The following is a 24,657-nucleotide window of genomic DNA, read 5'->3' as shown; positions in this document are numbered from 1 at the left end:
TTAGTATAAGCTTAAATCACATATAAAATCCTCCGAATTAATGAACAATTCCATTGATTCGGAGGTATTATAATAAAGTATTAGCAAAATTATTGCGGGGGAATATATGGACTCCACTAATGTAATGGAATGCATTTTTAAACATTCACTTTATTGAATTAAGTCAATTAAAGAGAGCCTATTGATTTTCATATTAGGCTCAAGAGAGCAACTACTTATAATATAATTTTTGTTATGAAATAATTGAAAATAACTATGATATTTTTCAAATGTCATCTCTGATTGAGATGAGAAATCTATATGTATCATATCTTCTGAGATACCTTCACCTGTCATTTTTAAATAACTTTCTTTTAGAGTCCAGTATCGAGTAAAAACTATTTCTGGACAATTACTACGATTCAAGGTATCAAGCTCTTCCTTACTACATACTACTTCAGCCAATTTCTGATCGTACTCAATAAAGTCTTGAACATCAATACCGATCTCTCGTTTAGAAATAGCAACTACCACACAGTAGTCACAATGGCTAATGTTAAACTGAATATGTGGGTTATTAAGTAGATACGGTTTTTGATTTTCTTGATACCCAAAATTTATTGTTTGTGAGAATGCGTATTCGTTCTTTAATCCATACATTAATAGTAGATAAGAAATAATACTGAGTTTTTTATCAACTAACCGTTTATAATGTAGAACTTTTTGCTGTCGTTCATATGGAAGTTTTTCAATCATTTTATTGCAGATCTCTTGTGTGAAGAGGTCAATTGAGTCAAAATAATAAATCATACACTCCATCCTTTTGCATTATTTTCCAAATTATTCATTATCCATGGTGACTACTAGATATATTTTACACTTTTCTACATATATATGGTAATACGGAATTATAAAAAATAAGTGCACCTTCTCGGTACGTGTCACGAATGGTCGTATAGCCTTGATTTTTTAATCAGATATACGGCTATTTTATTTTCCGCATGGCCTGAAGAGGTACTGAGCTATAATGAAAAACTATATTACCCGATAGCTGTACAAGTTGCTCCAATATTCAAAAATCCAGAAAAATAAAAATAGTTTAAAACTTAAGCTATACAGGTGATTGTATAATGTTACCACTTATATAAGGTTCAAGGATGTGAGTTTTTAAATGGAGGAAAAATAAATACTATTAAAGTGCCGGGAAAAACCAAAGCAACAGCTTCACATTGTGCCTAACCCCACCATTCGATGTAGAACTACTATAAGAGAACTATTTAATATAAGAGTGTACGTTGATATACTTACATTAATTTGTATTTTAGTTAAAATAATTACATATTTTGCGTTGAATATGAAACTGATTATTCATAGTTTTGTGTTGAAAGGGATGATTGATCGAAAATGCAAGCGACGACTCAAGTTGAATTGAGCTTACCGATAAACAGTGTTTTGAAAGATACATATAAAATTAAAGAAATACTTGCAACTAGTAAATTGTCTTTTGTTTATATCGTGGAGAATATCAATGAAGGGAATCAGCTAATTATTAAAGAGTTCTTTCCAAATGAAATCGCTTTACGGGATTTAGATAATAAGACTGTAGTTAACCGTTTACCTTCAACGAAGCAGAAATTTAAAGATTTAAAAGAGATTTTTCTAAATGAAGCCTTCATTATGCAGCAAATAGATCATCGCAATATCGTCAAATATATCGAACATTTTGAGGAAAATGAATCGATTTATATCGTTATGGAATATTATGAAGGGATGTTGTTAGATCAGTATTTAAATAAGTATCAAATTCATGAAAGAGATCATGTATATTCGGATATATTTCTTCCTTTAATGAATGCTTTGCGTTATTTGCATAAAAAAGGCATACTCCATAGAGACATTAAACCAAGTAATATTATGATAGATTCAGAGGGTAATCCATATTTACTAGATTTTGGTTCAGCGATTTTTTATAAAACTACTGAAAATTATCAAATTTTTACAAGTCCAGGCTATTCTCCTCTTGAACAATATTCCTATAAGTCGGAGCAAGGTGTCTATACCGATATCTATAGTTTAGCTGCAACATTTTATTTTTCACTGACAAATGTAATTCCAATGGATATATCCCAGCGACTAATCGAGGATAGGATTGAGAATGTAAGGTTTTATAATAAAAAAGTGAGTATTCTGTTGTCACAAACTATTATGTGGGGGCTATCTGTGCATGCAAAAAGAAGATGTCCTTCACTTAAATATATGGAATTAATAATTTCTTTTGAACCTATTATCAACAGGATAAAGAACTATAATAAGGAAAATAATTCTAAATGACCAATCATTTTACAAAAATGATTCTATATTATCATTTTACAAAACTAAATAGGTGCTTACCGAACAGCTTATGGACTAGAAACAACAACGCCGTAAGCTGTTTTTATATTAAAAAATAGAGAATAGCGCATCTTTTTTACATAAAATATCATAAATTTAACTTCATCTGAATTTTGCCAAATATGAAACAATATTCTTATTTTACATAATATTCTATTGAAATTATTGACAGTAAATTTAGATATTGTATATAGTTACTTTGTGATACATAAAGTCATCAGTGATGTTTAAGCATGTAGAATTAAGTATATTTATTACTAATCTTTGGAATAACTGAAGATTCCCTATGTTTATAGTTTTATAACTATTTTTCAAATATTGGGTTTTGGTGATAATTATTTGATTCGTTACTCACTAATGATTATGCTTACTCGAAATTCGTTATAAAAAGGAGGGATGGCTGTATAATCATACGGCCGACTGAATGGAGATTATTAGTCAAACAAACAGAACCATGCTCTTTGAGGAAATTAATCCCGAAAAAATGGATTTAATTACGCTTGTTGGAGATGTAAAAGGGATTGACAGTCTTAGTGATGAAAAGATTAAAGAAATTAATCAATATCTACTTGTCAAAAGCTTCGACGAATTTTTAGATAAATTTTCTCCAACGGTTTATTCATTCTACAATGCTGCTAACCAAAAGGTAATGTATACATTGAAAAAACCTGAAGGCATTCAAGATGACTGCATTTCTGAAATAGCCATTGATCAAAATAATGATTTTTTAAAGATGCTATTTACCCTCATCGATACGAAAAGAAGTCAGGGAATTGCGAATGTAGATTTTAAATTTGAAAATCTGCTTGATATGATTTCTCCTAAAAAGGTTATGGATGACATTCGACAAGTCAGAAAAGAAATCCATTACTTATACGGTGAATATGACAAATTAGATGACGGTGATCCTAAAAAATTGGATACAGGGGACAAGCTTAACCTGATGTTCGAAGTTGCAAGTAGAAATTACAACAATGTCATGGCGATGCTTCCTCTAGCAATCGAAGATATTAAAACAAGACTATTGTTAGGTGCTAATCAGGATGAAGATGAATCCGAAAAATTACAAATTGGGACACTTTCTATTGGTGACAACGGTGAATTAAAAATCATTGAAGCACCACAAAATAATAGCTCTGAACTGATGGTTATTGAAGAAAATAGTAACTATGGTTTAAGCACAGTTTTTGAAGAGGACTACGAGGAGATTACAGAATCCCCATCCTCTTATGTCAAAGATTTAGTCGTAAGAACATTCTCTCCATTGCCAGCTGTAAAGGCTGAATTTGATGTAGAAACTGAGGTACAAAACTACAATACATACTTAGAATTCTATAAGAATGCTAAGGATGAATTTGTAAAAACAGTGAAACCATTAGTTGAAAAACTATTAGGCGTAAAAATGTACTTTGATCAGTATGCGACTAAAAACAAAGGTATGCAGCCTTCGTTACTTGTAACGAACACAAAGTTAGACATGCTCGTTAAAAGTAATAATATGCCAAGATTACGCACGTATTTAAATACTGTTAACTCGAAAAATGACTTTACAGATACAGTGTGGTACGGGATTGTCCCTGCTCTAGAACTAGAGGCATCTGGAAAAATGAAAGTTAGCAGATCTAGATTTAAAGGGAACGATAAAGTTGCTAAGCAAGAAGGTAATACAATGGAATCGTTATCTATTCTTCTAGATACTGTGAAAGATTATAAGATACAAATTTTCTTCAATTTCATGGCAGAAGAAGAAACAACGTTCAATGGCATTGCAACAGCAGGTATTGATCGCCTTATCGATAAATGCTCATTGCTTGTTCGAAAAGATTATAGTGAGTTCGCGATACCATGTCTACCGAACTTCACCATTATTCCTAAAGATAAATCAGGTGTAATCATTGATACAAGAATGCAGACAACAGAAAATGGAGCACGTCTGTCTAAAGAAAAAGAAGATATCTTAAAGCTTTGGATAGAAGGCGTCTATGTTGGTGCTAGTTATGTAGCTGCAGGTATCGTCTCAGCTTATCAATGTCCAGAATATTTGAAAGAATCTTTCAGAAATGTTCAGAGAAATTACCCTGGTGTACGATTCGATATTGAAGCCGGTGATAACTCACTTAGAGCCGTTACTACAATGGCAAAAGAAATCTCAGGCTTTACTAATAATATTAAAGATGCTATTAACAGCAGAAGCTTTGGCTTTGTGTTCTCTTCGGAAAATGCTCAGCTTCAAGATAAAGATATTAAACGTATTACCGTGTATAAAGCAAGAAGCTTGGCGATGGAAGAAGACGGATTTGATTCAATCTACAAAACACAGGTTAGTACGTATATTGAGAGAATTCTACGATTCCAATCAGGTGACTTTAAGCACGAAAATATCGTTCGATTCTTTAGTAATAATCCAAGTAGTCAAAAAAGCAAATGGCTTAATGACAAAGGCTTTGTAAACTCCATTATTCACGATGGAGATGACATCGGCTACATTATCGATGAAAAAACAAGCACATGTCAGATTGACCTGATGTTTAACGGTAATGTGAAGAACCTTGAAGTGATGATTACAAAGGCATCAAGTGCCGTCAAGGCCTAACAAGTTTAAACAGACAATGAGCAACTTTTTAAGTAGGATGTTTAAGATTTATTCATAAATCTTTTAACATAAATACGAATCTACCGTAAATTGTAAGGTGAAATGATTACATATTTCTTAATGCTTTATGCACTTGCATGAGGCTTGAGAAATTGAAAACATTATATATTTCATCTACAGCAGTTTACAAGTCGATTCAACAAATTTTAGGAGGTAATAAGAATGGGTTTTGTATTAAAAGTAGAAGGATCAGAAGCAATTGAACTAGGGTTAGATAGCATTATATCTGTTGAGTATGATACAGATACTCCAAATGACTCTAACGCACGTTCTACAGATGTAGGAGCAACTTTAAAAATTAGAGGTAAAATTCTTACTGCAACTGATGGTGACAATTCTGATGATACGATGAAATTAGGTTTATGGTCATTAGTACCAGCTGAAAAGGCTGACTGTTACCGTAAAGTAACATTAGAAGTTATTTCTGCTGATCAAGTAGTAAGAAAAATTCATTTCCCAAATGCTTTTGTTGTTGACTACACAGAAAAATATGGTGACACAGAAGGTATCGGTGAATTCTACTTATACGTTAAGCAAAAGAAAGACAAAACAGACTTGGCGAAAATCGAAGGCGGCTACGCTGTCTAAGATTATTGCTTGATAGACATTCCACATTATCTAAGGGACTTTCATAGTTCCTTAGATAATTTTGAATAATCCTAATACTGGGGATGAAAAACATGAAAACGCATTATGAAACTTTAGGTGTCAGTAGAGACGCCACACAAGATCAAATAAAAGTCGCTTATCGGAAGCTATCAAAAAAACATCATCCAGACGTGAGCGGTGGAAGTAAAGAATCTGAAAAGATTTTTTTAGAAGTGACAGAGGCATACAAAGTACTAAAGGATCAGGCTTCAAGAGAGGCATATGATGCGCGACTAGATGGAGCGGGTCAAAGTTGGAGTAGAGGACAGACAAATGAAAAACAATCTTCACGCCAACAGTCTACTGAAAAAAGGCCAGATTTCAATATGGACAATATTGAAAAGAACTTTGAGCACTTTTTTGGCTTTAATCCTAAAACAAGGGAAACGTCATCAACCCTTAACAAGAATGCAAAGAAAAATCCGTTAGATACAACGGATTTATTTGAACGATTTTTTAACAAGTAATTCAAAGCCATAGCTAGTATGAAGGAGTGTGATACCATGTATGACCAAAATTCAACGGATGTATACAGTGAAAACACAAAGAAACAAATGATTATAAAAATTATCGATATCATTATTGTCACAATCGCCTTCTTTTTCATTTTATATGTATTTGTCATGAATCAGGATGTTCTTTTGAAAACGATGATTGGTATAGTGATGGTCATACTCGCTATTATTTTTGGCTCTATGAAATATGAAACAAAAGTAACGAAATTTGATGTGACCAAAACGGACATTCGAAAGCTAGTTCTCCTCAATGATCGGGGAGTGGAAGTTGAGGAATGGGAGATAGATGAACAAACTTCATTACTTATTGGAAAAAGTTCAGCTAGCAATCAGGCAGATATTGACTTAAGTGGTACAGAGTATGAATCACTCATTAACTATGAGCATGCCGTATTAAATTGTGTATCTGGAGTATGGTACATAGAGGACATTGATTCTGTCAATGGTGTGGGTATCAAAAAAGCTCATAAGCGCGTAAAAAATAGATTAAAGCACGAAAACCCTTACCCCATAGGTAATGGAGATACGATATACATAGCAAATACACGAATTTTAGTGAAATAGAGAAAAAATAAGATTCGTAACACAGACGGGGGATAGCGAAAATGAGTTTGATTAGATGTACAAATGGTCACATGTTTAGTTCAAGAAGACATAGAAATGTTTGTCCATATTGCAATGTAATGGTGGAGCAGGAGCAAAGATCAAGCAGTCAGCCAACAACAGTAGATGTTGATGATAAGACAATGCCATATCTTGGAGAAATGGATGGAATCGACCCGGTTACGGGATGGCTAGTTTGTATTGAAGGACCTCAAATGGGGCGAGATTATAGGATTTTATCGGAAAAGAACTTTATAGGTAGAGCTGAGGATATGCATATTCGTATTGTTGGAGATAATTCAATTTCTAAGCGTAACCATGCTGTTATCGTTTATGACCCTAAAAAAAGGAATTTCTATTTACTTCCTGGAGATGCATCGGGATTGGCCTATCTTAACAATGAAGCAGTTTATACGCCAACAGAGCTAGCGGCATATGATGTTATCCAATTAGGTGGAAGTATGTTTCTTTTCATTCCTTTATGTGGCGTTCACTTTGAATGGGAAAACAACCAGAGCGAGGAATGATGATAAATGGGACTGGAACTACTGCCATACATAATTGCGCTAGTATTTATTATTGTAATCATTACATTACTAATGATTAGAAGCATGCTTACGCAAAAAGTTGAAAAAAACAAAATTGAAATTGGAAATGGTCAAACAATTGGTAGACGGGATGAGCAGGATGACTATTTTTCTACAACTGAAACGAATTATGGAACAATTGCTGTCCTGGCAGATGGCATCAGTGGATTAGCAAACGGTAGGATGGCAAGTACTGTTGCTGTCACGACATTTATACAAGAATTCAAAAAGCTAAGTGGCCTAAACAATTTAGAAAAATTTTTTAAGGAAACTGCTTTAGCGAGTAACCATATGATACTCGAAAATTTAAATGGCTCTAATGGTGGTACGACATTAGTGGCGGTCGTTATTGATAACAACGGATTTCTTCACTGGGGAGCCGTAGGAGATAGTGTGATAACAATTTTTCGAAACGGAGAATTTATCGCTATCAATCAAAAGCATATTTTTGAATCAGTTTTAACAGAGCGTTATATTTCTGGTGAAATATCGCAGCTTGAAGTACAGGAAAATCCTTTGAAAAAGAGACTTATCAATTATTTAGGATATGAAGGCTTTAAAAATCTAGATATAGGAAAAAGTCCGATTCAGCTACAAAAAGGGGACAAGGTATGTCTATTTAGTGATGGAGTCTACGATACGATAACAGAGGTTGAAATGGAGAAAATTCTCTCTCAGCACGCTCCACCGTATGATATTGCACAAAACATCATTAAAACTGTTGAACAAAAACGCTTAAAAAATCAAGATAATGCAACCATCGTCATCCTAGAAAAAACATGGTAATCATTTTATCGGTCAGAGCTCTTACTACTAATAGTCGAGGAGGGGAATCATGAGAAAGGAAAATAGCAACTTTAAAACAAGCTTTTTATCCGAAGCGGGCTCATTTTTGCAAAATAAAGATTACTTTGCCTATACAGAGCTGGACGATGTAGCCTGCTGGGTAGCTGTGAAGGGGTTAGATTCAGATCAGGAAATAAGTAGTGCAGAGCTTGCGGTGAAGGCAATTTTAGAAAAATTTATGGAAAAGCCATCCATGTCCAGAAGAAGCATCAAAAAATATATAAGATATGCGCAGAACATACTGCAAAATCAAAGCTTAAGAGTAAGATTAAAAGCTAGTATCGTTATGGTCGTATCAGATTACTCAAAAATGATTGTTGCAGTTGCAGGAAACTCGAGACTGTATCATTTTCGTAATGGCACTTTATCGTTTAAAAGCACTGATCAAAGCTTGGCACAGGAGCTAGTGAGTAATAGGAACCGTTCGTTAGATATTAGTCAGCATGAGGAAAGAACCAATCTGCTAAATTATCTTGGCAAACCAAATGATTTTCAGCCTTTTGTCTCTAAAAAAATGAAATTAATGGATGGCGATGTATTAGTGCTTTGTACAGCCGGCTTTTGGGAAGATGTCGGTGAAATTGAGATGGCAGACGCGCTGGAAGATGTAAAAGAGCCGGAGCAATATACTGATTTATTGGAAGAGGTACTTTTAAGTAGGCAAAGGAAGGTTGTTAATAATTACACAATCGCTGCTATATTCGTTAATAAGGTTTACCAGGAAACGAACAAGAAAAAGATGAAATACATCAAAATGATTGCAGCTGCATTAATCGTCACTTTAATCGTAGGTGGAGGTGCAATTTATTATCAAGCAAAACAAGGGAAAAAAATGGCCGAATTAACCGTAGAAATGAAAGATCATGAAAAGAGCGGAAATCTTTATTTTCAAGATGGAAATTATGAAAAGGCGCTTCTGGAATATAGCGAGGGCAGAAATGCAGCAAAGAAATTGAACGACCCAATACATAGGAATTTGCTAGCGAAAAAATTAAGAATTACTGAGCTGATCATTAATGGGGATAAGTTGGCAGAAGAAGGAAAATTTAATGAAGCGCTTGAGCAATATGAAAAGGCTAAAAAGGAAGGCAAGCTCATTGATGATTTTGGAAAAGAAGCAATCGAGCAAAGAATCGCTAATATGGATACCATTGTACAAATTGCTGAAGCTGTGAAAGATGGAGATTTTCGATTTGAGTCAGAGGATTACAATGGGGCTCTTGCAGCGTATCAAAAAGCCAGAAAAAAAGCCCTTACCATTGCTTATACTGGCGAACCTCAAATAAAGACGAAAATAGAAGAGACAGAGGCTAAAATAGCTGAATTGAAAAAGGCCCAGAAGGAATTGAAGGCTGAAGGCTTAGAAAAAAGCGGGGATCAGAGCTATGCAAGCCAAGAGTACGGAAAAGCAATTGAATATTATACACTTGCACAGGAAATTTATCAGGAGACAGAGCTACTATCAAAGGTTTTAGGTCTAGAGCGAAAGGTTATGAACGCCAATGATAAATTAAATCCTGTTCCTCAAGGACCACCAGCTGGTAAAGCAGTACCTGAGGAAGAAACTCCACCTATGAATGAAGGGACAGCTGCCGATCAGCCATCTGACTCTGAGGTGATGAAAGAGGGAAAATAAATTGATAAAAGAGCTCATGTTTGAACGGTTACGTAAAATAGAGGATCTAGAACAACGTCAGCTACTAAAGGATATTGTCAGTGGCGTTTTTGTAAATTTAATCGATTATCAGGATGAAATGAACAAAAGACTTGAGGAGCGCATATTCAACGAAATAGATAATGCAGAGGATAGGTTTGACATTTATGTAACGCTTAGTTCCAAGGAAGATGTTGATCCCATTCATGAATGCTTATTCCCGATGCGATCAGCTGATATAGAAAGTAAACCAATCAAAATTGAAAAACTACTTGAATCGTTTAAAAAATATAAAACGGCAGTACTGTTCACATTATTTCTAGAATGTGATTCCATGCAAATTCAACAGTTACTTGCTGAGCAGCGACACTTCAGTGGAAGGCTAGTAACGACAGAAGGACAAGTAGAGATTAAGGTCAGTCTTACGAGAAACACCGACTATTTGCAAGAAATCGACAGGCTTTATCCGATTTTCCAAATAAATGGCTTACCATGGAAAACAATCAATCACCCATTCGCTTATAAATTTTTTGATGTAAATTTGGTGGATTGTCCTTCTTTAAACGAAGATGTTGAAATCACTGAAATCATCATTGATTTAGAGGAGTATGAGCAGAAAAAACGACTGAATATGGTGCCGCTTTGGAACATTGAACGGCATACGCTGAAAAATGTTGGGTTTCCTGTCCCGGCCGTTGATAAGGTGAATTTTGAGCATGTCCTTTCCTTACGAAAAACCGGAAACCAGCATGGCTATCTTGTCGAAGCTGATGAGCAAAGTGTTCGCTACGTTAAACGTTCGGACAATGAATTGACAGTTGTTTCACCGCAAGATAAATCAGGGGTTTGGGAGCTTGTGAAAATTGTAAAAATGGAAGACGAGAAGATTGGGAAATTAAATTACGAGCTTGTATCAAATCGACGAATAGAGCATTTTATGCACAAATTTGCTAGTAAGTATACTGCTAGTATTAAAACGAAGGGCGAAATTACTCGTATGATTAATTCCTTCGAGGTAGCCAATAGACTTGAGCTTGTAGATGTTGACATATTGGACTCGTTTTCAGGAACAAGCTTTAGTCACTCTGCGAATCCTTTCTTAACGGAAATGATAGGCGATAATGGTCATAAAAAAACGATGCTACTAAAGTTTAAGGCGAAAGAGGAAAGAAGCTTTATTTCAAATGACATATTGAGCTTCCTCGTATCGGAAGTACAACGACATTTTTTTGAATATAAATGTGAAGGTGTTTGGCTATGAACTATATTTGGGATTTGCTTATTAAAGCTGAAGATGAGGGCCTTACTAAAAAGGATATTTATTTTAACCTTGCCACAACGTATTCGCCCTATATGGAACTTAGTCCACAACTATTAAATGCACAGTTTGTTGAACAGCATGTTGAAGTAAATCCATATTATCGCTATTTTGAAATTTTTAACAATCTCTTTCACCCAGATAATACTACAAATATAGAGTTTAGGGACTATCTTTTTGACATCACCTTGCATTTCTTAGCTGAAATTGATCGTATGCAGGGCATGAATAAAAGAGAATTCTTTATTCACTTTATTCTAAGAGAAATCGAAGCAAATATTTTTGGCAATTTAGTACGTGACAATATTCATGCTTTTACGAAAAAAGAGCAAGAAATAGTTGTCTTGAATATGCTAAGACTTTACCAAACTGGTGAAGAAATCTACTTATTAAAAGATACGCTGAAAAGACTCTTTAAGCATTGCATAATTTATGTGAAATCAGAGGAGCAGGATGAGTTGCTTTTGTACATACCTCAGAAGCACACAGAACAAAATCAGCGAAAGGTACAGCTTGTACAAGAAATTTTTATGCCAATTGGCTTTCATATAGAGGTTTATTGGCAATATCACTTCGGCATTATGGATGCAGAGGAAACGATGAAACTAGATCGAATTGTTCTTTACTAACCAGAGCAGAGGAGGGATTTTTGAATGACGACTAAATATTCGTATAAACTTTATGCCAATAAGCGCTATACAGAAAAGAAATATATGACCTATACACGTGTAGAATTAATGGAAATGACAACCTTCCAGCTGAGAAATATTTGTTATAAGGAAAAATTGGTGACAGGTCTTATTAATACACTGACAAGAGACGAGTTAATCGACAAAATATTAAGGTATCGTGGCGCTGAAGAAAACCCTCTTATTAGAGAAAGCAAGGATGGGGGCTTTGAAAGAGTCGAAGCGGCCATGCAAAAGTATTTAAAAACACCTATGTCTGACAATGGTGATATTAAAATTCCTGCCAAAATGAGCTTATATAGTGGAATGAAGATTGATAAACCTGATCGATATTTCGTAGAAACAGGCGGTTTTCTTGTTGAATCCAATGTACTGCTAGTAAATGAGCAATTGGAGCTGTGCGGTATTTTGAATGTCCTAAAAGACGATGAAGTCCCAAATCAGTATTTTTTTGCTGCTGACGAAGCGATTGGTATCCGGAAAACAAAAAATAAAAACTATAGCTTTATTTTTTTAAGAAAGCAAGATTCTGAGTATATTTATAAGACTTACTATCAGGAAACCCCACTTCCGCCTACAAATCTTCACTACTATAAGGTGCCAATACCAGATTTAGAAATTAAACAGCTAGAAACAACCAATGCCATTCTTGCCATTGATTTTGGAACAACAAATACAACGGCTGGTGTCTATTTAGAGAGTGATTATGTCTCTTCCCCTTGCAGTCATGATTTATTAAATGAAAGAATTCAGCTAAATAGCATCAATTTTGTCCAATTTCCAGACCCGCTCCATCAAAATGAATGGATTGAAGTAGTGCCGACTGTCATGACAGTAGCAGATTGCTCGAATTCAGAACAAGTAAGCTATCATTTCGGCTATGAAGCGTTAAAAATGATGAAAAAAAATAGCTATACATCATTGGCGACGAAATTCCAAGGCATTAAACGCTGGGTAAGTAATTATGCCAAATTGGAAGAGGTCATGGATGCTAACGGAAATACAGCACTTGTCCCACGAAGCCAAATTTTAAGAGAGTTTTTGCTTTATATTATTCGAATGGCGGAGCATCAATTTAAATGTCGCTTCAAGCATGTGCATATTTCTAGTCCCGTTAAGCTGAAAACGCAATTTTTAGATATGTTTCATGCGATTTTACCTGAATACCAAATCGAAACGGAGCATGCCCTCGATGAAGGTATGGCGGTTCTATATAATACAATCGCCAATCAAATAGAGAATAATAGCTTTCTGGATGGCAAGCAATATAATGCACTCGTAATCGATTGTGGAGGTGGAACTACAGACCTTTCCTCCTGTAAGTTTCGAATAGAGGATGGGCGTATTTCTTACAAAATTGATATTCATACCACGTATGAAAATGGAGATACGAATTTTGGTGGCAACAATATTACATATCGTATTTTTCAATTTATGAAAATTGTTTTTGCGAACTATTATAGTCGAGGAAAAAATGCTTATGATATCGACGCATTAATTGATATTCCTGGTAAGGATATTTATCGATATGTAGACGATTACGGCACAGAAGCAGTGTACGAGCAATTCGAAAAAGCCTTTGTAGAGGCCGAGTACATCATCCCTACTCGCTTTAAAGAGTATGAAAACCGAACACGAGATGAATACCTACGTGTCCGCAATAATTATTATTTCTTATGGGAAATGGCAGAGGAAATGAAGAAAGAATTTTTCCGAAAAACAGGTATTTTAAGAAGTCGTTTTTATTCGGATAGCGATATGCAACAGGATAGTGATTTAAATGTTACAGCGGTAGATCGCTGGTGTCTGTCTATGCTAGAAAACAATCAATTTAAGGAAGTTTATGACTATCCAAATGTCTTTTTCAATATTAAGGAAATCAACCATCTCATTAAGGCTGATATTTATGATATTGTGCGAGAGTTTTTAGAGGAGTTTTATGAGAGTGGGGTTTTAGGAGAATATTCCATTATAAAACTAACTGGACAATCCTGTAAAATCGATGCGTTCCGCGAGGCATTGAAGGAATTTGTACCAGGACGCAGCATTGAATTTAGGCAAAAGGCTGAAAATGTCGGCAAAGTACCTGAACTAAAGCTTGCCTGCCTAAGAGGAGCACTTCGTTATTTAAATGCGAAAAAGATAGGCATGATCGAAACGGAAGTGACGAATCATGCACCGGTAGTCCCTTATACGGTTAGCGCCTTTACACATAATCGTCAGGAAAAATTACTCATCAGTAGCTTAGAAAGGCTAAATCAAATTCACGGCACGATTTCTCGTCCGTGGGGTGTCACAGAGGTTGAATTCTTCCTAACTGGTAGCGACAATCAGTCATCTTATAAATACACTTACTTTAATCGTCAAGAGGATTTTGCGCCTGTTCTTTATGAGAATATCGCGGCATATTATCACGATAAAATTCCACAAGACGAGACGGATTCCATCGCTAATGGGGAAGTAAAGTTCTTTGTCTTCGCAGGAATAGATCATTGGGGCTTCCATGTCGTACCCGTAACAAGAAAAGACGAACAGCTCTTTATGGGAAGGAAGGAATTCTTTGCATTTGAAACAGATTTGTCTGAGCTAGACTTCTTTGATGGATTAAAGTAAAACATGCTTTTAACTTCTTTCAGCGGGTGTCCAAACACCTGTACCTGTCGCTATGCTTTCGGTACAAAAGACACTTGTACCTGTCGCTACGCTTTCGGTACAAAAGACACCTGTACCTGTCGCTACGCTTTCGGTACAAAAGACATCCGCTGAAATAGAGGAACTCCGTCTAAGAACGCCACGTCCTGTGGCAACGACTGAGTGACCAACATCATGTTGGCCCAAAGCCTCTGAAGGATGTAGTGAAAAAAAGAGAAAAGAGGTGGGTGACAGCTTGTTTGCCAATCAATATCCACATTTTCAAAAAGGTCGCATTTTAAAGCGAGAAATGCTAGAAAATTTGCGAGATTACCCGAGAGAATTTTTAGATTTGTATTTCCAAGACTATTCTAATGGCATTATTGCTGGCGTCAACATTATTGTAGCCGATGCAAGTCTCATCATTACACAAGGTATTGTCAAGCATAATGGAAAGCTGTATATGCTGCATAATAGCTATGAGCTTCCTTATGAGGCGTCAGGGAATGAAACAATTCTTAAAGTACGATTTGCTGAAGAAGTGAATGAATTAGATTTTACAAATAACACAACAAACATTGTCCTAGATCATTCAATAGAGCTTGCACATAACGAGCTAGAATTAGCGCGCTTTAAATTAAAATTAGGTTCCAAACTGCGCTCAGAGCATATTGATTTTCTCGATTTTGCTACTGAATACAATACGGTCAATTATCTTCATTGTCAGTATGCAGGCCTACAAAAAAGCACATATCATCCAATTATTTTGCACTATTTTGCACGAGAGCTGTTAAAAAATCGGCCATCTAATCCATATGATATAGCTTTTGCCTTAGAGTGCTTAAATCAGGAACGGGTTCAACGAGATGCGATCAATTTCTATATTTGCAATCGACTAGAGCTAGACTACCAAACGTTATCTAATAGCCAGATTCATAAATACTTAAACCGTATTTTATTAGAATCCAAGGGCGGTGGTCGTATGACAGGGCATGGTAAAGGGCGTCCAAAGCGCATGATTGTTGACTAGCTGATAGTCGGTTGGTGAAAAAACGTTCAAGAAATGGAAGGTGAATGGGTTGAAATTTTTAGATGAAAAAATTATTGCACTTAGAAATGAAATGCGAGAGCAAGAACAACATGAATTAGCCCAAAAGGAAGCGGCATTAAAAGCGGAGCAAGAGCCACAGCAGGAACCTCAACAGGAGGAACAGTCTGAGCTAGATGCAATTGACCTTTACCAGGACTTTGTCAATATTGATGAGCAGGCTGTGCCAGTCATTGATCAACGTATTATGGATGGAAAAATTACGTTACGAATGCCGAAGCTATTTTCAATTATGCCAGCGCAGTTAGCATCATTAAAATACCCTTCAGAACGAAGACCAAATATTATTTATACAGATGAATCATCAACGATCAATTTAGCCTTCAACAAAACATCAAATCCACTAACTGAAGCGGAAGTTGCTGAGTTTCAGGAAAGTATGATTGACGTCCTCGAGCAAGCTCAGCCAGCAGCAGAATGGTTCGATACGGATGTCATCAAAATAGATGACAAAACTGTTGGTTTTATCGAGGTGATTACACCTGCTATTGATGGCGAGATTTTTAATTTAATGTTCTTTGCATCGATTGATGGAAAAGCCCTTATCGGTACGTTCAATTGTATGGAGGAGGATATCGAAACGTGGCGTCCTATCGCAAGGGCGATGATGGAAACAATGCAATTTGCTCCTAATAGAATGATTGGAGGGGCATTACGATGAGTAGTTTAGTAACTGCCTATCATAATCTTCAAATACTGCCATTTAAACTAGTGAGTATTCAAGAGCTTACACTCACAAAGAAAATGAATGAGCATGCAATACTACGTTTTACAGGGATCGTGCCGGAGGAAGTTCGAGATCAGTATGTCGAAATGACAGAGGCCTATTCAGCCATTGAAGTGAATCAGCTCGATCATTTAGGTGCACCTACCCCGTTATTTAAGGGTGTCATATTAGGTGTCAAGGTAAGTACAGTTCGAGGTATTTACTATATCGAAGTTGAAGCTGCTTCAAGTACATATCAACTCGATATTAAGAAAAAAAATCGCTCCTATCAGGATAAAGGAATGAACTATTCTTCTCTATTCCAGCTAATGAGTCCCTTTTACCCTGGTCTCGATATTATCGATGAGGCCACAAAGGGAGGGAAATTAGACAAGTTTACCCTACAATATCGAGAAACCGATTGGCAATTTTTAAAAAGACTTGCCTCCCGCTTTAACACGGGATTAGTGCCAGCTGCTACGTTTGATAAACCAAAGTTCCATTTTGGTGTCCCTGCTGGCAATGCAAAAGGAAAGCTAGAAGACTATCACTATACGACAAGAAAAAAACTAGCAGACTATTTGCTCTATACAGAGAACGGCAATGATGGTATGGGCGAGCAGGACTTTTTGTACTATGAAGTGGAAACGGATAAGGTATTTGCCATAGGAGACCACGTAACCTTTCATGAGTATACACTCTATGTTTGTGAAGCCTATACGTCGATGAAGGATGGCTTACTAAAGCATCGTTATACACTTTCGACGAAGAATGGTATGAACAAGAGCGAAATCTTTAACGATGAAATTTCAGGTGTATCTATTGAAGGTAAAGTGTTAGAGGTTGCCAAGGATCATATTAAGGTGCATTTAAATATTGATGAAACACAGGATAAAGGCAAGGCACATTGGTTCCTTTATTCAACGCTTTATACAGCTGAGGGGCATAGTGGCTGGTATTGTATGCCTGAAATCAACGACTTTGTTCATGTGTATTTCCCTTCACAGCGTGAGGAGGAGGGAATTGCCAGCAGCTCGATTCGAAAAAATTTAGACACTACCGCGACCAATAAGCTGGATGACCCTTCGACTAAATATTACAGAACAGCCTTTGGCAAAGAAATTAAGATGAGCCCAACGGAGATTGTCATTACAGCGCAGGATGGCGATATTTTTATCCGTTTAAATGAAGCAAGCGGTATCGAAATTTTTAGTAAAAAGGAAATCAAGCTTATTTCCGAGGCAGATATTTCGGTCAATGCTAGCAAGAAAATTCTTTTGTCTGCTGAGGAAGAAATTTCATTAAAATGCAAGGAAAGTAAAATAACGATGGATGGCAGTGTGCAAATTTTCGGGAAAGAAGTAAAAGCCAATTAAAAGCTCTATTTTTGGTTCTTAATAAAGAGAAAGAAGGAGACACATATGCAGGCAGAGGGAGTTTTACAGCATTTTTATGAAACAGAAGTAGAGAAAAGACGATTGAAATACCTTTTGGCGTTAGAGGATTTTTTCCAAGCTTCTAAAGATGAGCTTGCAGATGAGTTTAGAAAATCCTTTCAAATCATATGTCAGCAGTTACAGCAGCAGCAATCTCTTCAACAGAAAGGCCCAATTGGACATATCACGTTTTCCATGCTACGCACAGAGTTACTAGAGGGTCGTCATCACTATCTAGTAGAGGGAACGGATGAGGAATGGTTTTTTGACCTTCATCCAATTTTAACTACCTATGATGCAAGCTGGGCTCTCAGCTTTTTAGAACAATTCATCGAAGAGTTGTATTTATACAGCAAAACATTTATGGGAGCTATTACCCAAGCGGATATTGAGCACATCAAGCTAAAGGAAGCTACTCATTTTCATCAATATATCATTAGCCTTGCTAGATATGCATTACCAGACATTATTAGATGCCCAGAATACTTAGCACTTGATCGGGAGGCTGCTGTAGAAATTCGTATAGGTGAATTTATGGATGTCAATGAAGTTGTCTATAGTGAGGACTTCACCTCGAAGGATATCGAAGAAATCAAGGCTTGGCTAGATCAAAAATTAGAGGATGAATATCCGTATGAAGTATTTAGCAAATTAAATCTATCTGGTGGCAACTATGAAGACTTAGATATTCGATATGCCTTTTTCCAGAAAACGAATTTAGCACAGAGTCAAATGCGTAATTGTTTACTCATTGGTGCCAATCTTAGGGATAGCCAACTAATGGATACTGATTTGAGCTTTAGTACGATCCATGAGGCAGATTTCAGCAATAGTCAATTACAAGGTGCTAACTTCCAACGAGCTCAGGGAGAAAGCGGGCTAACTGATCGACAGAAGTGGGAAATGCCAGGCTATCTCCCAGTTCGCTTTACTGGAGCTAATTTAGAGGGTGCAGATTTTGAGCTAGCTAATTTACGAGGCGCTTGCTTTATCGGGGCCAACGTCAAGAATGCTCATTTTGAAGGAGCTAATTTAGAAAAAGCTATGTTCTCGAAGGAAGCACGGGAGCATCTGAAGCTAGATCCATTCCAAACAGCGAGTGTCATTTGGAAATAGATATCGTGAAAAAGGAGACTCAAAGATGAACTATTTTATTCTATCTCAGGATGAGCGTATCTCAAATGCTGTAGAACCAATTGGCATATCTCAAGTTATTAAGAAGGAACTATTAACAGCGGAAAGGATGGAGGAGCTAGAGGAACTCGAACGTCAATTTCCTGTATTAGATAAAAGTGAAAATGACTATATCGATTTTATCGAAAAACCGATTGCTCTTTTAGCTGATCCAGTGAAGCAGCTAGTGGAAAAATATGAGTCGCGCCTACCGTTTAAGCCAGTTGTTCTTATGGATATGCCAAAATTAAAACAGACGTTATATTGGCTCGTCATTCCACCAAAAGTGACCTGTCTCTCACCTCAAACAGAATTCAATCTGGATGGGACGCTGAAAAAGCTCGTTATTGATGAGACTTTAGCTGCGCCTTACACCTTCTTTAAAATTGAGGGCATTAAAGAGGATTACATCATTGTCAATATTGAGCTAGCGGAAAGTATATTGCGCCGAGCATTTCGAGGGATTCGATTCCGCAAGGTGCAAACAGAAGGAAGATGGAGCGAGATCCTTCAAGCATAGATAACTAGCAATACATAGAGTAGGAGAGCATTAACGTGAAAAAAAGATGGGCAATGGCTGCTTTCGCTGCTTTAGTACTAGCTGGTTGTGGGTCAGGTGAGGCTGAAAAAGGTGAGAAAAAAGAGCCCGTAGCTGAACAGGGAAGCCCAGCTAAAGTAGACATGAGTAAAGAAAGTTTGGCTAAAAGCTTGAAAGAAGGCACATTTAAGGCAGATGTCATGGCAATCGGACTTCCAAAAGATATAAACGAGAAAGTGGAAAAAATTACAGCAGCTATGCAAGTTTCTCTCGAAAAAAATAAAGAGTGGCATTTAGAAACATTAGCTGGGCTAGCTGAAGGTGAGAAGCTTCCCTATGATGAAAAATTAGGCATTACAGAAGACGAATATAATTTTTTCACAGAACTTGATCAGCATATGAAGCTTGGAAAAATTGGCGAAAGTGATATTACTATAGTAAAAAAGGATGATCAGTTAACGATTGAAAATCCTACAGCTACAATCGTAAAAAAGCTAACAATTAGCGCGGATGGAAGTACATTGCAAAGTGATTTAGGTGACCTTGCATATGTAGAGGAAATCAAAGCTTCCGATGAACAAAAAATAACAGGAAAATGGAACGGTCATATATATCGCATGTATGGTGATGATACAATACAGCTTCTCAAAGTTTCAATTGGCCAGCTAGAGGATAGCAAGAAAAACATTATTTATACAGAGTTGTATGAAGAAGGTAAAGAGAAAAAAGATGAGATCATTTTTTTCTAAAGTGATTCATCTAGGCATTCACGTATCATGATAAAGATTCTCAAAGGCGGAAATAGGAACATGTTATTTTCGCTTTTGAGTGTACTAAGTGAAGTGACGTGAATGCACTTTTCTTATAGAAAGGGTGGTTTTTGATGGCAGATGAAATGCAGACAAAAGGCGATGAGCAGCGCAGTTATGTAGTCGCTGGTGCCAAATTATCGTGCTCGCAAGGTGATCAGACAAGCATATTAAAGATGCCTGTAAGCCATGGCGTTTATACAAAAGACAAGGCAAAAATGAACACGATGGATTATAAGCCCTATGTCAATATTCAACCCTTTGGTTTATGTCAATCATTATCTAATCCTACGGTGGCAGCTGCAACAGCGGCTAATAATGGTGTTTTGAAACCGATGCCGTGTACACCAGTAGTCACAATGCCATGGATTAACGGAAAGTCCGATCAGTTGATTGAGAATTCTCCCGCGCTGATCAACCAATCTACTAATATGTGCATATATTGCGGGACGATAAAGGTAGAAGATGATGGTCAAGAATAAGCCATTATCCACTGAGGAAAGAAGGGTATTCATGTGAACACGTATGAGGAAGTGATTGGATACGGAGAGCTTGAACTCGTATCCCCCTATGAGGTTCAGACGTTGCATGATCTCAGCTTGACCCAAACTGTGAATGACCATGCAAGGTTATCAATTACGGGATTCATCCCAGAGGAAAAGAAAGATCGCTGTATGCAGATTGCCAGTAGTTCAGATCGGATAGAGCTCTATCAAAAACGTAACGGCCAACGTGTGCGACCGCTTTTTAAGGGACAAGTATCCGAAGTAGCAGTTCGTATGGTGAGAGGCGTGTACCAAATTGAACTTGAAGCGGTGTCATCTACATTTACACTGGATTGTAAACGCAATGCTCGCCCTTTCCAGCACGACAAGATGACGTATAATGCTATGCTCAAGCAAATACTCGCTAATTATCCAGGCTCTGATGTTATTGACACTGTGTCAAAGGCTACTCCTCTAAAGCAATTTATATTACAATATAGGGAGACGGACTGGCAATTTCTAAAGCGCATGGCCTCGCATTTTCGAACAGTGCTTGTACCAGCAGTAGATGCCGATAAACCTAAGCTATGGTTCGGTCTGCCAGAAGGTCGAGTAGAAAAACTGTCCGCTACTAGCTATACAATCATCAAAGATCGCTCAAAGTATTTACAGACGCTACAAAATGATATTGAGCGACCAATGGAGGAGCGGGATACAGTATCCTATGTGATCGAGTCTAAAAAAACATTAGCACTCGGTGACCGTGTCCAACTCCAAAACAAAAAGCTAGTTGTGGCGAAGTCCATAGCACGCATGCAACAAGGTGTCCTGACATACGAATATCATCTACTGTCCAAAGCAGGTATTCGTCAAGAAAGACTAACTATTCCTTCCTTATCAGGAACCGCGATTGAGGGGAAGGTACTAGAGGTCAAAAAGGATCAAGTACGCCTGCACCTTTCCATTGATAAGGCACAAAAAAAGGAAGAAGCCACATGGTTCTCACTTGCTACGCCTTATACTGCAGAAGGACATAGCGGTTTCTACAGCCCGCCAGAAGAAGGCGATAGCGTTCACCTTGCCTTCCCGACACACCGGGAGGAAGCAGCCATTGTTCGCCACAGTGTACGAAAGGGGGGCGACTCGAACCCAAAAACAGCCGATCCGAAAACGTCCTACTGGGGTACGCCAAAAGGCAAGGACATCAAGCTAGACCCACAATCGGTGATGTTTACCGCACAAGAAGGCGCCGTTTTCCTAAAGTTGGATCAGGGAAGTGGAGTAGAAGTACATAGTAAGCATCCGCTTACACTAACAGCCAATAATACGATCACCTTTGCAGGTAAAAGCATCTCCATGAGCGCAGGCGAATCCATGCGCTTAACATGTGGCTCCAGCAGTCTTGTTTTTGATGGAATCACCGATATTCAGGGACAGGTTGTCACAATGGAAGGCTCGAACAAAGCACCTGTAACTGTATCGAATACATCGGGAGAAGGCGCTGACCTTGAATCCGCACTAGACGTCATGGGCATGATCCCTATTGGTGGGGGTGGTGCTTAATGGCGAAGAAAGGTAAAGGCTTCTTTGGAGCAGTTGGCAGTTTCCTTGGCAGTATTCCTGTCGTTAAGAAAGTAAAAAAAGCGGCTAAGTCCGTTAAAAAGAAAATCAAAAAGGCCAAAAAGAAACTAAAGAAAGCCTTAAAAAATGCGAAGAAAAAGCTTAAGAAAAAATTAGGCAAGGTCTTAACAAAAGCCAGGAAGCTAAAAAATAATTTATCCAAGAGCAAACTGGTGAAGAGGATTAAAAAGGCTGTAAAAAAAGCAGTTAAAAAGGCCAAGAAGTATGTAAAAAAAGTTGTAAAGACAGTTAAAAAGGCAGTGAAAACAGCTGTTAAGGCAGTTAAAAAGGCAGTTAAAAAGGCAGCGAAAACGACCGTTAAGGCGGTTAAAACTGCAGCAAAAACGACCGTTAAGGCGGTTAAAACCGCAGCAAAAACGACCGTTAAGGTGGTTAAAACCGCAGCAAAAGCAACTGTTAATACAGTGAAAACAGCTGTTGAGACAGTTAAAAAGACAGCAAAAACAGTTGTAAAGGAAGTTAAAAAGGCAACAAAAGAAGCTGTCAAAGTCTATCAGTCGTTGGAAAAAATGGAACCTCTAAAGATTACTAAAGATATGTCTGCTAAAGAAAAATGGTTACGAGAGGGATACAATGCATCCTTAAAATTAGCTCAAAAATCCAAAGGAACGTTTGACGGAACCGTAGATGCAGTGAAAGGTGTATACGATGATTTAATAGAATTAGTGACTAATCCGATTGGAGTATTTAAAAATACGGTGGAAGCAGTTTCACACCCTATTGAAACTGCAAAAACCATAGGAAATTCAATTAAAGATTCCTTTGAAAGAAATGTCGTCAATGGGAATGCATATTCACAAGCATACTGGGGTACTAAAGCAACAATAAACACTGCAACTGCTGTGGTTGGTACAAAAGGTCTTGGTTCAGCAGCAAAAATAGGGAAGCTTCCGAACGGTAAAAATGCAACCAAATCAGCTAAAGTGGATACTCCTAAGGGTACGGATAAAGGTGGTTCAAGTGGTAACCTTCGAGATTTTAGGGAAGCAAAAGATCAAGATAAGAAACAGATTGACGATGTGTTTAAAAAATATAATGCTGGAAAACGGAAAAATGTCGCTGTTACAAAAGGTGAAATTAACGGTGAAAAGATTGATTTGGAATCAGTAAGTGGAAAAATAGATCCAGCGAATCCTAATCATAAGGATAATTTTAGTAAACCTTCAGAAAACTATTATAAATACAGTGGTTCTGATAAGAATGGCAGGTTAAATGATACAGAGCAGAAAATGATTGAGCATCTTAGGGAAAAGTACAAAGATACTCCAAATGTTAATGGTAATATTGAAATCATTTCTCACAAGGCGATTTGTCAAAGTTGTAATGATATTATTGATCAATTTCAAAAGGATTTTCCAAACATTAATATTACGAGAGTACAAATATTAGATGAGTAGAATATGGAGGAGATTTAGTATGAACTTTAATAAAAGTAGTAATATAGAGGATTTCTTGGCATCCTTAGAGAATGACTCTTATCCAATGAAACCCTGCAGTAAGGATGATATATCAAAATTAGTAAAATTATCTCCAACTCGAACACTTCCTAAAACTTATTTGGATTTTATGAATAAAGCTGGTAATGGAATTGAATTTTTAGTTGGTACGGATTATTCCATGAAGTATATTTTTGATTTAAAAGAGTGGGCTATTGAGCTTTTGGAGGAAAATAACTCCATAAAAATACTCACAGATAATCAGTTTATATTTATGATGCACCAAGGATATATGTTCTGGTTTTTTAATCTAAATGATGGGGACGATCCAGCGGTATATTGTTATGATGAAAGTGTAGAATTAGATGATTTTAATAAGGTCAGTGATACTTTATCAGATTTTTTAATTTCCCTATACGATTGATAGAAGAGTCTAAATAACATAATGATCTTAACTTGACAATTATTTGATAATCTCGCAAAAAGCTTATTCCAACTCGAACGATAAAAAGGAATAAGCTTTTTGTATTTCTGTTACTGCTGCAGTTGATATGAAAACCGGAAAGAATCTATAAAGGTGTTGGCACAGATTTTTCCTTAAATTTGAATTAATAACTCATGAAGGCTAGACCATCAAGGAGTGCTATTTTAACAATTAAGCAATAAGAGCGAGAATAGGCGAGATGACATTTTACTTACAAGGACCACTTATGGATGTCATAAGCACCTAACACACGAGATTAAACAAGCAAACGGGTTTAAATGTTACACTTGCCAAGTGTTAATAAAGATGTCATACTGTCAATACTAA

The 24,657-nt window shown here is 36.8% G+C and carries 23 protein-coding genes; 21 read left to right on the top strand and 2 right to left on the bottom strand.

Annotation, left to right across the window (positions count from 1 at the left end; translation table 11 throughout):
• Positions 1-150: 150 nt before the first annotated feature.
• The gene (locus QUF91_RS18010; RefSeq protein WP_053485429.1) at positions 151-789 is read right to left on the bottom strand and encodes a 4'-phosphopantetheinyl transferase family protein; all 639 of its coding nucleotides are present in this window, start codon (positions 787-789) and stop codon (positions 151-153) included.
• Positions 790-1,383: 594 nt separating this feature from the next.
• Between QUF91_RS18010 and QUF91_RS18005 the strand changes: the two genes are divergently transcribed.
• The 11 genes from QUF91_RS18005 to QUF91_RS17955 all read left to right on the top strand — a co-directional run bounded on the left by QUF91_RS18005 (position 1,384) and on the right by QUF91_RS17955 (position 14,496).
• Positions 1,384-2,310 (top strand): serine/threonine-protein kinase, encoded by a 927-nt coding sequence (locus tag QUF91_RS18005; protein WP_289418912.1) that lies wholly within the window; start codon positions 1,384-1,386, stop codon positions 2,308-2,310.
• A gap of 484 nt (positions 2,311-2,794) precedes the next feature.
• Entirely contained in the window at positions 2,795-4,963 is a 2,169-nt protein-coding gene (locus QUF91_RS18000) for a transcriptional regulator (RefSeq protein ID WP_285398074.1), read from the top strand.
• A 222-nt stretch (positions 4,964-5,185) separates the two neighbouring features.
• Positions 5,186-5,611: a membrane-associated protease 1 gene (locus tag QUF91_RS17995; RefSeq protein ID WP_285398075.1), complete on the top strand. Its 426-nt coding sequence runs from the start codon at positions 5,186-5,188 to the stop codon at positions 5,609-5,611.
• A gap of 92 nt (positions 5,612-5,703) precedes the next feature.
• A complete protein-coding gene (locus QUF91_RS17990) occupies positions 5,704-6,138 on the top strand; it encodes a J domain-containing protein (RefSeq protein ID WP_289418909.1) in 435 nt (144 codons plus the stop codon).
• A gap of 36 nt (positions 6,139-6,174) precedes the next feature.
• On the top strand, positions 6,175-6,750 hold the full coding sequence (locus QUF91_RS17985; protein WP_289418907.1) for an FHA domain-containing protein: 576 nt from the start codon (positions 6,175-6,177) through the stop codon (positions 6,748-6,750).
• A gap of 41 nt (positions 6,751-6,791) precedes the next feature.
• Entirely contained in the window at positions 6,792-7,316 is a 525-nt protein-coding gene (locus QUF91_RS17980; RefSeq protein ID WP_285398078.1) for an FHA domain-containing protein, read from the top strand.
• Positions 7,317-7,322: 6 nt separating this feature from the next.
• Entirely contained in the window at positions 7,323-8,162 is an 840-nt protein-coding gene (locus tag QUF91_RS17975) for a PP2C family protein-serine/threonine phosphatase (RefSeq protein ID WP_285398079.1), read from the top strand.
• A 49-nt stretch (positions 8,163-8,211) separates the two neighbouring features.
• Positions 8,212-9,858: a serine/threonine protein phosphatase gene (locus QUF91_RS17970; RefSeq protein ID WP_285398080.1), complete on the top strand. Its 1,647-nt coding sequence runs from the start codon at positions 8,212-8,214 to the stop codon at positions 9,856-9,858.
• A 1-nt stretch (position 9,859) separates the two neighbouring features.
• On the top strand, positions 9,860-11,137 hold the full coding sequence (locus QUF91_RS17965) for a normocyte-binding protein (protein WP_350224358.1): 1,278 nt from the start codon (positions 9,860-9,862) through the stop codon (positions 11,135-11,137).
• Positions 11,128-11,823, top strand: coding sequence for an iron-dependent peroxidase (locus tag QUF91_RS17960; RefSeq protein WP_289418904.1), 696 nt, complete (start codon positions 11,128-11,130; stop codon positions 11,821-11,823). Before QUF91_RS17965 ends, QUF91_RS17960 begins: the two co-directional genes overlap by 10 nt.
• A gap of 24 nt (positions 11,824-11,847) precedes the next feature.
• The gene (locus QUF91_RS17955) at positions 11,848-14,496 is read left to right on the top strand and encodes an acetate and sugar kinases/Hsc70/actin family protein (protein ID WP_289418903.1); all 2,649 of its coding nucleotides are present in this window, start codon (positions 11,848-11,850) and stop codon (positions 14,494-14,496) included.
• Between the two features lie 9 nt (positions 14,497-14,505).
• On the opposite strand, the gene QUF91_RS17950 is transcribed toward QUF91_RS17955, so the two are convergent.
• On the bottom strand, positions 14,506-14,721 hold the full coding sequence (locus QUF91_RS17950; protein ID WP_289418901.1) for a hypothetical protein: 216 nt from the start codon (positions 14,719-14,721) through the stop codon (positions 14,506-14,508).
• Between the two features lie 49 nt (positions 14,722-14,770).
• Between QUF91_RS17950 and QUF91_RS17945 the strand changes: the two genes are divergently transcribed.
• The 10 genes from QUF91_RS17945 (at position 14,771) to QUF91_RS17900 (ending at position 24,270) form a co-directional block, all read left to right on the top strand.
• Positions 14,771-15,544, top strand: a complete 774-nt coding sequence (locus tag QUF91_RS17945) for a DNA and RNA helicase (RefSeq protein ID WP_289418899.1) — start codon at positions 14,771-14,773, stop codon at positions 15,542-15,544.
• Between the two features lie 40 nt (positions 15,545-15,584).
• A complete protein-coding gene (locus QUF91_RS17940) occupies positions 15,585-16,283 on the top strand; it encodes a hypothetical protein (protein ID WP_289418897.1) in 699 nt (232 codons plus the stop codon).
• Positions 16,280-17,704: a hypothetical protein gene (locus QUF91_RS17935; protein WP_289418895.1), complete on the top strand. Its 1,425-nt coding sequence runs from the start codon at positions 16,280-16,282 to the stop codon at positions 17,702-17,704. Before QUF91_RS17940 ends, QUF91_RS17935 begins: the two co-directional genes overlap by 4 nt.
• Positions 17,705-17,749: 45 nt before the next feature.
• A complete protein-coding gene (locus QUF91_RS17930) occupies positions 17,750-18,880 on the top strand; it encodes a pentapeptide repeat-containing protein (RefSeq protein ID WP_289418893.1) in 1,131 nt (376 codons plus the stop codon).
• 25 nt (positions 18,881-18,905) lie between these two features.
• Positions 18,906-19,457 carry a serine protease gene (locus QUF91_RS17925; RefSeq protein WP_289418891.1) on the top strand — a complete coding sequence of 184 codons (552 nt, stop codon included), beginning with the start codon at positions 18,906-18,908 and terminating at the stop codon, positions 19,455-19,457.
• 35 nt (positions 19,458-19,492) lie between these two features.
• Positions 19,493-20,224, top strand: a complete 732-nt coding sequence (locus tag QUF91_RS17920) for a hypothetical protein (protein WP_289418890.1) — start codon at positions 19,493-19,495, stop codon at positions 20,222-20,224.
• Positions 20,225-20,358: 134 nt separating this feature from the next.
• Positions 20,359-20,766, top strand: a complete 408-nt coding sequence (locus tag QUF91_RS17915) for a DUF4280 domain-containing protein (protein WP_289418889.1) — start codon at positions 20,359-20,361, stop codon at positions 20,764-20,766.
• Between the two features lie 33 nt (positions 20,767-20,799).
• Positions 20,800-22,332 (top strand): contractile injection system protein, VgrG/Pvc8 family, encoded by a 1,533-nt coding sequence (locus QUF91_RS17910; protein WP_289418888.1) that lies wholly within the window; start codon positions 20,800-20,802, stop codon positions 22,330-22,332.
• A complete protein-coding gene (locus tag QUF91_RS17905) occupies positions 22,332-23,807 on the top strand; it encodes a deaminase domain-containing protein (RefSeq protein WP_289418886.1) in 1,476 nt (491 codons plus the stop codon). The genes QUF91_RS17910 and QUF91_RS17905 overlap by 1 nt, the downstream gene beginning before the upstream one ends.
• A gap of 19 nt (positions 23,808-23,826) precedes the next feature.
• Positions 23,827-24,270, top strand: a complete 444-nt coding sequence (locus tag QUF91_RS17900) for an SMI1/KNR4 family protein (RefSeq protein WP_289418884.1) — start codon at positions 23,827-23,829, stop codon at positions 24,268-24,270.
• The last annotated feature ends 387 nt before the right edge of the window (positions 24,271-24,657 follow it).

It is taken from the genome of Lysinibacillus sp. G4S2 (assembly GCF_030348505.1).
Classification (GTDB): Bacteria; Bacillota; Bacilli; order Bacillales_A; family Planococcaceae; genus Lysinibacillus.
This window is presented reverse-complemented; position numbering and strand designations above follow the sequence as displayed.

Coding starts and splice junctions, on each gene's coding strand:
- QUF91_RS17915 (WP_289418889.1), top strand. CDS start 20,359: ATGGCAGATGAAATGCAGACAAAAGGCGATGAGCAGCGCAGTTATGTA.
- QUF91_RS17955 (WP_289418903.1), top strand. CDS start 11,848: ATGACGACTAAATATTCGTATAAACTTTATGCCAATAAGCGCTATACA.
- QUF91_RS17930 (WP_289418893.1), top strand. CDS start 17,750: ATGCAGGCAGAGGGAGTTTTACAGCATTTTTATGAAACAGAAGTAGAG.
- QUF91_RS18005 (WP_289418912.1), top strand. CDS start 1,384: ATGCAAGCGACGACTCAAGTTGAATTGAGCTTACCGATAAACAGTGTT.
- QUF91_RS17900 (WP_289418884.1), top strand. CDS start 23,827: ATGAACTTTAATAAAAGTAGTAATATAGAGGATTTCTTGGCATCCTTA.
- QUF91_RS17905 (WP_289418886.1), top strand. CDS start 22,332: ATGGCGAAGAAAGGTAAAGGCTTCTTTGGAGCAGTTGGCAGTTTCCTT.
- QUF91_RS17925 (WP_289418891.1), top strand. CDS start 18,906: ATGAACTATTTTATTCTATCTCAGGATGAGCGTATCTCAAATGCTGTA.
- QUF91_RS17935 (WP_289418895.1), top strand. CDS start 16,280: ATGAGTAGTTTAGTAACTGCCTATCATAATCTTCAAATACTGCCATTT.
- QUF91_RS17995 (WP_285398075.1), top strand. CDS start 5,186: ATGGGTTTTGTATTAAAAGTAGAAGGATCAGAAGCAATTGAACTAGGG.
- QUF91_RS18010 (WP_053485429.1), bottom strand. CDS start 789: ATGATTTATTATTTTGACTCAATTGACCTCTTCACACAAGAGATCTGC.
- QUF91_RS17975 (WP_285398079.1), top strand. CDS start 7,323: ATGGGACTGGAACTACTGCCATACATAATTGCGCTAGTATTTATTATT.
- QUF91_RS17990 (WP_289418909.1), top strand. CDS start 5,704: ATGAAAACGCATTATGAAACTTTAGGTGTCAGTAGAGACGCCACACAA.
- QUF91_RS17970 (WP_285398080.1), top strand. CDS start 8,212: ATGAGAAAGGAAAATAGCAACTTTAAAACAAGCTTTTTATCCGAAGCG.
- QUF91_RS17985 (WP_289418907.1), top strand. CDS start 6,175: ATGTATGACCAAAATTCAACGGATGTATACAGTGAAAACACAAAGAAA.
- QUF91_RS17980 (WP_285398078.1), top strand. CDS start 6,792: ATGAGTTTGATTAGATGTACAAATGGTCACATGTTTAGTTCAAGAAGA.
- QUF91_RS18000 (WP_285398074.1), top strand. CDS start 2,795: ATGGAGATTATTAGTCAAACAAACAGAACCATGCTCTTTGAGGAAATT.